The organism is Alteromonas sp. BZK5 (genome assembly GCF_014349115.1).
GTDB classification, from domain to species: Bacteria; Pseudomonadota; Gammaproteobacteria; order Enterobacterales; family Alteromonadaceae; genus Alteromonas; species Alteromonas macleodii.
Genome location: NZ_JACSOE010000056.1, coordinates 21,980 through 28,384 on the forward strand (window position 1 = coordinate 21,980; position 6,405 = coordinate 28,384).

The following is a 6,405-nucleotide window of genomic DNA, read 5'->3' on the forward strand; positions in this document are numbered from 1 at the left end:
TATGTCGTTAATACAACTTGATGGCGTGTCACGCCGCTACAAAACGGAAGGCTTTGAAGTTACCGCATTAGACAAGGTTTCATTATCAATCGATAAGGGGGAATTTGTCGCCATTATGGGGCAGTCGGGGTCGGGTAAGTCGACCTTGATGAATATCCTAGGGTGTTTAGACACCCCTTCAGAAGGGGAGTACCGTATTCACGGGCAGTCAGTGTCTTCGTTAAACCCAGACCAACTCTCTGCCCTTCGCTTGAAAACGTTTGGGTTTGTTTTCCAGCGCTATCAACTACTGTCGTCGCTAAATGCCACTGAAAACGTGGCGCTGCCAGCAATATACAGCGGTACGTCTAGCGAAGATCGCACTCAAAAAGCGCAACAGCTGCTTGGTAAGCTTGGCCTTTCAAGTAGAAAAGAGCACAAACCCGGAGAGCTTTCAGGTGGCCAACAACAGCGTGTCTCGGTAGCGCGAGCCTTAATTAATGGTGCAGAAGTAATACTAGCCGACGAGCCCACCGGGGCGCTTGACTCGGCCAGCGGAGAACAGTTACTGGCATTGCTTCGCGAGCTACACGCAGAAGGGGTAACTATTATTCTTATCACCCACGATAGTGCAGTTGCTGAACATGCCGACAGGCAAATACACTTGCTTGATGGGAAAATTGTAACAGATACCAAAACCGCTGCGCCTAGCACAAGTGAATCAGTTGAAAAGAATGCGGCTTCAGTGCAGCACGTACATTCTCAAGAGCCCACGCCGGTACCGGCAATCAAACCTTTTCCAAGTATCTCACTTTTTTCAGCCCTATCTATGGCGTTCACTGCCCTTAGAATGAATTGGTTTAGAACCTTGCTCACTCTCTTGGGAATTATTATTGGAGTAGCGGCAGTGGTGACCATGATGGCCATCGGTGAGGGAGGTAAACAGCAGGTACTAGAGCGTATTGAAACCATTGGCACTAACCTGATTTCGATTAGGCCGGGTGGACGAAACATGCGCTCATCCGGTGATATTGCATCGCTGACGTTAGCCGATGCCACTGCATTGAAAAGTGTTCCGGGTGTGGCTTATGTCGCCCCGGAAAGAAGTGCAAGGGCAACCATCCGATACAGCGAAAACGATTTTTCAGGACGTATTACAGGCACCACACCTGACTACTTTCATGCTAAAGACTGGGAAATGGCGCAGGGCGTGTTTTTCAGCGATGAAGACGTAACAAATTATGCACCTGTGGTGGTAATTGGAGATACGGTAGCAGAGACCCTGTTTGAAGATAAATATCGGGCAGTAGGCGAGTACATCTTGATGCAAAATGCCTTCTATCAGGTCGTAGGTGTACTTCATTCTAAGGGCGCCAGTGCAGGTGGTAACGATATGGATGACGAAGTGCTCATTCCGGTTACAACTGGCCGTTTGAAGGTATTTGGTCGGGATTACTTAAGCAGCATTACCATAAAGGCAGAAAGTACCGAAGTAGCCACTCAGGTAAAAGATGATGTGCTGGCACTGTTGGTAGAACGTCACGGACAAGAAGACGTGATGGTGCGTACCACAGAGTCACTGGTAGAGGCGGTCACGGAAACGCAAGACACGTTAACTTGGCTGTTGGCGTCTGTTGCTGCCATATCTTTGTTTGTTGGCGGTATCGGTGTAATGAATATCATGCTGGTCAACGTATCTGAGCGTAAGAGGGAGATTGGACTACGCATCGCCACAGGCGCAAAGCCTCGCGATATATTGCGCCAGTTCAATATCGAGGCATGGGTAGTGTGTATCTTGGGTGGTATCTTCGGCATTCTTCTGGGCTATTTGGTTGTCCTTATCGTTGCTTCATTCAGTGTGCCTGTCGCCTACACGCTAATGCCGCCCGTTTTGGCTTTTGTCACATCTCTCGCTGTAGGGCTCATTTTTGGTTATGCCCCTGCTCAAAAAGCATCAAAGCTTAATCCCATTGACGCGTTGGCAGAGGAGTAACGCCATGCATTCTTTTCGTTTTTCTGTGCCTCTTGCCGCTCGTTCATTACTGTGCGCGTTCTCTTGTATCGTGCTGACCGCAAGCTGCGCTTATTCACCTTCTACAACGTTGCCCGAAACTGACACGCAGGCGCTACAAAAAGCGAAGTCTGTGGACGCGACTAGTCAAATAACAACATCATGGTGGAAGGTGTTCGAGGTGGCTGAACTTGCGCCCGTTATGAAGTCGCTTGAAAGCCAAAATTTAACCCTTAATCAAGCCGAGCAGAGGGTGAAACGAGCGCAATTTCTGTTAGCACAAGTTAACGCAGGTGACGTTCCGACTATAACGGCGAGGACATCTGGACGCAGTGGAAGAGACCTAGATAGTGGCCGTTCAAGCCACTCTACCTCAGGTGGACTGGGGTTGAGTTATGACGCGGACATATGGGGTACACGAGATGCTCAGCAGCGCAGTCGTCAGTTAGGTATCGATACTGCACAGTATCAGTTTACCGATGCGCTGTTAGACACCCAGGCGTTGTTTATAAATACCCTTCTTGAGCAGATTTCACTGCAGTCGCGGCTGTCTATTGCGATGCAAAACGTAGAGATTAGCGAAGCGCTGCTAAACCTAGTTCAAATTCGCTTTGAAGAGGGGGATACCTCAGGTATTGAGGTTTCCCAGCAGCGCAATACATTGATCAGTGCTCAGTCGGAGGTGCTGCGACTGAGCAATAGTTTAACGCTTAATGAGCGGGCATTAGCGGTATTGTTAGGTAATGAATCTATGCAATTTAATACGCCTGAACAAAAAGCGCTGCTTTCCCTTTCGCTAACCGATTTTTCACTGCCCGAAGTGGCACCTATATTAAGCGCTGAGGTATTGAAGCAGCGTCCAGATGTTCAGTTAGCTATAGCGCAATTTAAGCAGGCTGATTTAGCGTTTTACGAAGCGTCAGTGGCAGGTCTTCCAGGCATGAGCTTAAGTGCAGATATTGGTGTGAGTGATCTTTTAGATTTAGCGCAAGGGTGGACCTTAGGCGCAGCAATAAGCTCAGCAGCAACCCTGTTTGATGGGGGACGGTTAGAAGCTGCAGAGAAGGCGGCAAAAACGGATGTTGATTTGGCGATATTACAGTATCAGCAGACAGTGCTTAGCGCGATAGAAGCATTGTTAAATAGCCAAACTAACTTAGTATTCAATAAACAAAACTACCGCTACGCGTTAGCCTCGCTCGAAAACAATCAGCAGCTTTATCGTCTTGCGGATATTCGCTACAAAGCCGGTGACACTGACTTTCTGAATTTGCTTAATGCTCAACGTAGCTTTTTCTCGGCTAGGCAATCTGTGATCAGCAACTATCAAGCAGTACTCTCTTCCGTCATTGCCACCTACAGAGAAAGCGCAGGCGCCGACATCACTTCGTCATAGCTTTTAGATTTTCTCAAGCAGCAATACGAAAGCCCTGTGAACAGGGCTTTTTTGTGCATTAGGCTTCTTTTTTGAGGTCTCGACCAAGCAGAGCTAAGGCCGCCTCTTTAGGGGATTTTCCGTGATAAAGCACAGCATAAATTTGTTCACAAATAGGCATTTCTACGCCTACTTTCTTAGATAAAATGTGCACTTCTTCAGTGTTGCGATATCCCTCAACCACTTGTCCGATTTCGTCAATAGCAACATCGACACTCTTGCCTTGACCCAAAGCCAGCCCAAAGCGACGATTGCGCGATTGATTGTCGGTGCAAGTCAAAACTAAATCGCCAAGGCCTGCCATGCCCATGAAGGTTTCTGGATTTGCACCCAGCTTCACGCCCAAACGGCTAAGCTCTGCTAAACCTCGGGTGATCAGCGCCGTTCGCGCGTTTGCACCAAAGCCAAGGCCATCGGCTAAGCCCGCGCCTATAGCGATAACGTTTTTAACCGCACCACCAAGCTGAACGCCAGTAAAGTCTGAGTTTTTGTATACTCTGAACGACTTTGCGCAATGCAGCTTTGCTGCAAATTCGTCACTCAGCGTATCGTCAGTGGAAGACAGCGAAATTGCAGTAGGTAAGCCTGCTACCATTTCTTTAGCAAAAGTAGGGCCTGATAACACGGCTAGGGGATAGTCGGTACCCAGTATTTCCTCTGCCACATCGCGAAGCAGACGGCCAGTTTTTGGCTCAAGTCCTTTGGTCGCCCAAATAATGCGTTGATGCGGTTTAAGCAATGGCTTTAAGCTTTGAAGCATAGCCGCAAATGCATGGCTAGGTACAACCACTAAAATATCTTGACTGGCGGCTACCACTTCTTCTAAGTTGGCATTTACCACTAGGGCATCTGGAAATGTTGCGCCTGGAAGATAACGAGCGTTCTCTCGGTTCGCTTCCATTTCGGCAATGTGCTTTTCATCACGGCCCCAAAGCAGTGTGGGGTTGCCATTTCTGGCAAGACAAAAAGCAAGGGCGGTGCCGTAAGACCCCGCCCCTAATACTGAAACAGACTCTGAAACCGAATGCGACTTCATGTCCACGCCTTTCATGTTCACCTAATTAGGCGTCCATTTTTGGCGCTTCGCCCTGCGCTTGCTGTGCACGTTTTTGCACGTAAGCTGCAAAGATAGCGTCGAAGTTTACAGGCGCTAGGTTAAGTGGAGGGAATGTTCCACGGTTAACCAAGTTAGAAATGGTTTCACGCGCATATGGGAAAAGCATGTTCGGGCAGAACGAGCCCAACGTGTGCGCTTTGTTTTGGTCTGGCATTTCGCCAATAGCGAAGATACCTGCTTGTTGCACTTCACAAAGGAATGCTGTTTCTTCACCAAGTGTTGCCGTAACGGTAACTGAAAGTACAACTTCAAATACATTTTCTTCTAGCTTGTTAGTGCTAGTGTCGATGTCTAGTTTAATTTCAGGCTTCCACTCTTTAGTGAAAATAGCTGGCGCGTTTGGAGACTCAAAAGAAATGTCTTTTGTGTAGATACGTTGAATATTGAACTGAGCACTCTGTTGCGCTTGTGCGCCCGCTGCTTCGCCGTTATTTGTCTGATTTTCGTCAGCCATGGTATTTCCTATTTAATTGTCGTTTTAATTTAATGTAGTGCGTTGCTGTATGCGCTGACGCTTTACGCCAAACCCAACATTGGATTTAGTTTGCTTTGTGCTTCCAAAGCCATCATATCGTCACAGCCACCAACGTGCTGATCGTCAATGAAAATTTGCGGAACAGTCCAGCCGCCGTTTGCGCGTTCAATCATCTCGTCGCGCAGTTCAGGCTTAACATCTATTGGGTATTCAATAAATTCTACACCTTTTTGCGTTAGCAATGCTTTTGCACGGTGGCAGTAAGGGCAGTGGCCCTTGGTGTAAAGTTCTACTTTGCTCATAAAGGTTACCTGTTATTTAGAAACGGGAAGGCTGGCACTTTGCCACGCGTTCATTCCGCCTTTTAATACACTCACATTCGCGAAGCCATCTTTAAGCATCGCATTTGCTGTACCACGAGCCTGATTACCCATAGCGCATACTACGATAATGGGTTTGTCTTTACTGTTTTCAAGTTTCTTGAAGTTTTTCTCACGCAACTCTTCAGGTTTAATTTGTCTGGCACCCAAAATATGGCCAGCTTTAAACTCTTTCGCAGGGCGTGTATCTAGCACTATCGCATCGTCTTTATTCATCAAAACCGTTGCTTCGTGCGTGCTTAATTCTTTTACTGAAGATGTCCATGCACTGATATAGCTAAATATCAACATGGCAATCAGCGCAACCCAAATACCAGCAAGAATAAAGTTGTTGCTAGCAAATTCAATTAGTTGATCCATTACCTCTAACCCTGTCTACAGACCATGAAAAGAGTGCAAAGTATATAGAAAAATGGGCGAGAAACCAGCTTACCTTTCAGTATGATTGATGTCAGTCATAGCGGGTTTACGCCAAATACTTTAGATGATTGATATTACGAACAAATTGCACTGGGCATATGGAGGAGCGTCAGATACACTGGAAAACGTTGTTAACAGCAACGATGAAACACATTAGGTCATCAATGAAAAAGTTAAGGTTCTAGGCGCACGTATGTCAGTACGATTATTTCTTTCAATCATTGGGTACATAGTTGCCCTTGCAATTATGCCGATTGGAAGTGGTGCTATTGCACAAGAAGGCGGTGCGAATAGTCAAAAAGAAAAATTAGCTGAGTTACAGGCCGAACTGCGCGCTCGACAGCAAGTATTAGAGAACAATAGAGCCAGTGCACAGGAATTGGAAAATGTGCTGAAGGCCTCTGAACTCGAAATCGCTAAAGTGGCGAAAGCACTATCCAGCACCCGACAGTCACTCAAAAACATTGAGCAAGAACAAGCGAAGCTCGAAGAAGAACAAGAAGGGCTTAGAACGGCTATCCGTAAACAGCAGTCACTTTTATCGAGCCAGCTTAAAAGTGCATTTATGGCGGGGCATTACGACTACGC

At 47.0% G+C, this 6,405-nt stretch carries 6 protein-coding genes and 1 pseudogene; 3 read left to right on the forward strand and 4 right to left on the reverse strand.

The window, feature by feature from the left end; all coding sequences use genetic code 11:
* Position 1: 1 nt before the first annotated feature.
* Together BIZ39_RS15170 and BIZ39_RS15175 are read left to right on the forward strand one after the other, a co-directional pair.
* Positions 2–1,972, forward strand: coding sequence for a MacB family efflux pump subunit (locus BIZ39_RS15170; RefSeq protein WP_187447365.1), 1,971 nt, complete (start codon positions 2–4; stop codon positions 1,970–1,972).
* Positions 1,973–1,976: 4 nt separating this feature from the next.
* Positions 1,977–3,386, forward strand: a complete 1,410-nt coding sequence (locus BIZ39_RS15175) for a TolC family protein (protein WP_187447366.1) — start codon at positions 1,977–1,979, stop codon at positions 3,384–3,386.
* A 58-nt stretch (positions 3,387–3,444) separates the two neighbouring features.
* Here BIZ39_RS15175 and gpsA read toward each other — a convergent pair whose 3' ends face one another.
* The 4 genes from gpsA to BIZ39_RS15195 form a co-directional block, all read right to left on the reverse strand.
* Positions 3,445–4,476, reverse strand: a complete 1,032-nt coding sequence (gene gpsA / locus BIZ39_RS15180; protein WP_187447367.1) for an NAD(P)H-dependent glycerol-3-phosphate dehydrogenase — start codon at positions 4,474–4,476, stop codon at positions 3,445–3,447.
* 10 nt (positions 4,477–4,486) lie between these two features.
* Positions 4,487–4,996 carry a protein-export chaperone SecB gene (secB, locus tag BIZ39_RS15185; protein WP_014948068.1) on the reverse strand — a complete coding sequence of 170 codons (510 nt, stop codon included), beginning with the start codon at positions 4,994–4,996 and terminating at the stop codon, positions 4,487–4,489.
* A 62-nt stretch (positions 4,997–5,058) separates the two neighbouring features.
* Positions 5,059–5,319 (reverse strand): glutaredoxin 3, encoded by a 261-nt coding sequence (gene grxC, locus BIZ39_RS15190; RefSeq protein ID WP_014948069.1) that lies wholly within the window; start codon positions 5,317–5,319, stop codon positions 5,059–5,061.
* Positions 5,320–5,331: 12 nt separating this feature from the next.
* Positions 5,332–5,757: a rhodanese-like domain-containing protein gene (locus tag BIZ39_RS15195; RefSeq protein ID WP_014948070.1), complete on the reverse strand. Its 426-nt coding sequence runs from the start codon at positions 5,755–5,757 to the stop codon at positions 5,332–5,334.
* 253 nt (positions 5,758–6,010) lie between these two features.
* Between BIZ39_RS15195 and BIZ39_RS15200 the strand changes: the two are divergent.
* Positions 6,011–6,405: pseudogene (locus tag BIZ39_RS15200) on the forward strand (peptidase M23); the annotation flags it as partial.

Coding starts and splice junctions, on each gene's coding strand:
- BIZ39_RS15170 (WP_187447365.1), top strand. CDS start 2: ATGTCGTTAATACAACTTGATGGCGTGTCACGCCGCTACAAAACGGAA.
- BIZ39_RS15175 (WP_187447366.1), top strand. CDS start 1,977: ATGCATTCTTTTCGTTTTTCTGTGCCTCTTGCCGCTCGTTCATTACTG.
- gpsA (WP_187447367.1), bottom strand. CDS start 4,476: ATGAAAGGCGTGGACATGAAGTCGCATTCGGTTTCAGAGTCTGTTTCA.
- secB (WP_014948068.1), bottom strand. CDS start 4,996: ATGGCTGACGAAAATCAGACAAATAACGGCGAAGCAGCGGGCGCACAA.
- grxC (WP_014948069.1), bottom strand. CDS start 5,319: ATGAGCAAAGTAGAACTTTACACCAAGGGCCACTGCCCTTACTGCCAC.
- BIZ39_RS15195 (WP_014948070.1), bottom strand. CDS start 5,757: ATGGATCAACTAATTGAATTTGCTAGCAACAACTTTATTCTTGCTGGT.